2 protein-coding genes are annotated in these 1927 nt (G+C 69.8%); one reads left to right on the top strand and one right to left on the bottom strand.

All coding sequences use genetic code 11. The features are described 5' to 3' along the window. Nucleotides 1-85: 85 nt before the first annotated feature. Entirely contained in the window at nt 86-484 is a 399-nt protein-coding gene (locus CH341_RS27225; protein ID WP_111422094.1) for a gamma-butyrobetaine hydroxylase family protein, read from the bottom strand. A 250-nt stretch (nt 485-734) separates the two neighbouring features. Between CH341_RS27225 and moaA the strand changes: the two genes are divergently transcribed. Then, nucleotides 735-1799, top strand: coding sequence for a GTP 3',8-cyclase MoaA (moaA, locus tag CH341_RS27220; protein ID WP_111422093.1), 1065 nt, complete (start codon nt 735-737; stop codon nt 1797-1799). Nucleotides 1800-1927: the final 128 nt, after the last annotated feature.

Genomic DNA, 1927 nt, shown 5'->3' with positions numbered 1-1927 from the left:
CACCGGAGACGCTGGCACCCCCTCCCGGACCGCTTCGCGGTCCGACCTCCCCCCTCCAGGGGGAGGTGCAGAAAGAGTTCCCGCGTCACCGCTTCGCCGGCTCCCGCGAAAGACCCGCAGCGGCGAGCTCGGCTTCGTAGTCGGTCTGCCAGGTCGCGAGATTGCGGCCGCACTCCAGGAGATACTCCCAGCTGAAGATGCCGGTGTCGTGCAGGTCGTCGAAGACGAGCCGCACGGCGTAGTTGCCGACCGGCTGGACCTCCAGGATCTCGACGTTCCGCTTGCCGGCGACGAGCTTGCGCTCCGCCGGCGAGTGCCCCTGCACCTCGGCGCTGGGGCTGCGGACACGAAGGATTTCGGCCGGCAAGGCGAAGCTTTCTCCGGTCTCGAACGTGACCTGCAGGGCGGTCCGGTCCTTCCGGAGCCGCAGCTCGGTCGGCCAGGGCTTCGTCGCAGGGGTCGCGGCAGGCGGGTTGGTGCTCATCGCTCCGTCTCGTGTCGGTTCGGCTCGGGGCAGGCCCGTGCAGGGGGCCTGGACGCCGCGCCGGGCCACGGTATCCTGCGGTGCACAGCCGGGCGATTTCCGCAAGCGCGTTCCAGTATCGCAGAAATCCGCCTCCCCGCGGCCGAGAGCAAGCATTATATAGAAACCTTCGAGATCACGGCCGCGACCGGAACGCCGGTGCGGCCCCCTGCCGCGACCAACGCCCGAACCGCCGAGGAGAGCCCCCGCGATGGCGTTCGAGACCGCTTCGGCTGCGGCGACGCTCCCGTCCCGCACCGCCGAGACCGCCGGCACCGGCACGCCACTGGTCGATCCGTTCGGCCGGGCGATCACGTATCTGCGGGTCTCGGTGACCGACCGCTGCGACCTGCGCTGCGTCTACTGCATGTCGGAGCACATGACCTTCCTGCCCAAGGCCGACATCCTCACCCTGGAGGAGCTCGACCGGCTGTGCGCCGCGTTCGTCGCCCGTGGCACCCGCAAGCTGCGCATCACGGGCGGCGAGCCTCTGGTGCGGCGGGGGATCATGACCTTGTTCCGCTCGCTGTCCCGCCACATCGAGACCGGTGCGCTGGACGAGCTGACCGTCACGACCAACGGCTCGCAGCTCGACAAATACGCCGGCGAGCTGGCCGCCTGCGGCGTGCGGCGCATCAACGTGTCGCTCGACACGCTCGATCCCCAAAAATTCCGCGACATCACAAGGTGGGGCGATCTCGGCCAGGTGCAGGCCGGCATCACGGCCGCGCAGCGGGCCGGAATCGCCGTCAAGATCAATGCGGTCGGCCTGAAAGGCGTCAACGAGGACGAGCTCGGCGACCTCGTCGCCTGGGCGCACGGCGAGGGCATGGACCTCACCATCATCGAGGTGATGCCGCTCGGCGACATCGGCGAGAGCCGGCTCGACCAGTACCTGCCCCTCTCGATGGTGCGGGCGAAGCTGGCCGAGCGCTTCACCCTCACCGAGTCCGACTACCGCACCGGGGGGCCGGCCCGCTACGTCCGGGTCGCCGAGACCGGCGGCCGGCTCGGCTTCATCACGCCGCTGACCCACAATTTCTGCGAATCCTGCAACCGGGTCCGGCTCACCTGCACGGGCACGCTGTTCATGTGCCTGGGCCAGGAGGACGCGGCCGATCTTCGCGCGGCGCTGCGGGCCTCGCCGGACGATTCCCTGCTGCACGCCACCCTCGACGAGGCGATCGGTCGCAAGCCCAAGGGCCACGACTTCGTCATCGATCGCCGCAAGCAGCGCCCCGCCGTCGGCCGCCACATGAGCGTGACGGGGGGATAGCTTCAAGCGCCGTCATTCCGCGGCGCGGGCCGAAGGTCCGCGAGCCCGGAATCCATAGCCCCGGAGCCGGTGGTTCTCGCGAACACCGGGAGTCCCACGGACACAGAGCGTATGGGTCCCGGGCTCGG

It is taken from the genome of Rhodoplanes roseus (genome assembly GCF_003258865.1).
Lineage (GTDB): Bacteria > Pseudomonadota > Alphaproteobacteria > Rhizobiales > Xanthobacteraceae > Rhodoplanes > Rhodoplanes roseus.
This window is presented reverse-complemented; position numbering and strand designations above follow the sequence as displayed.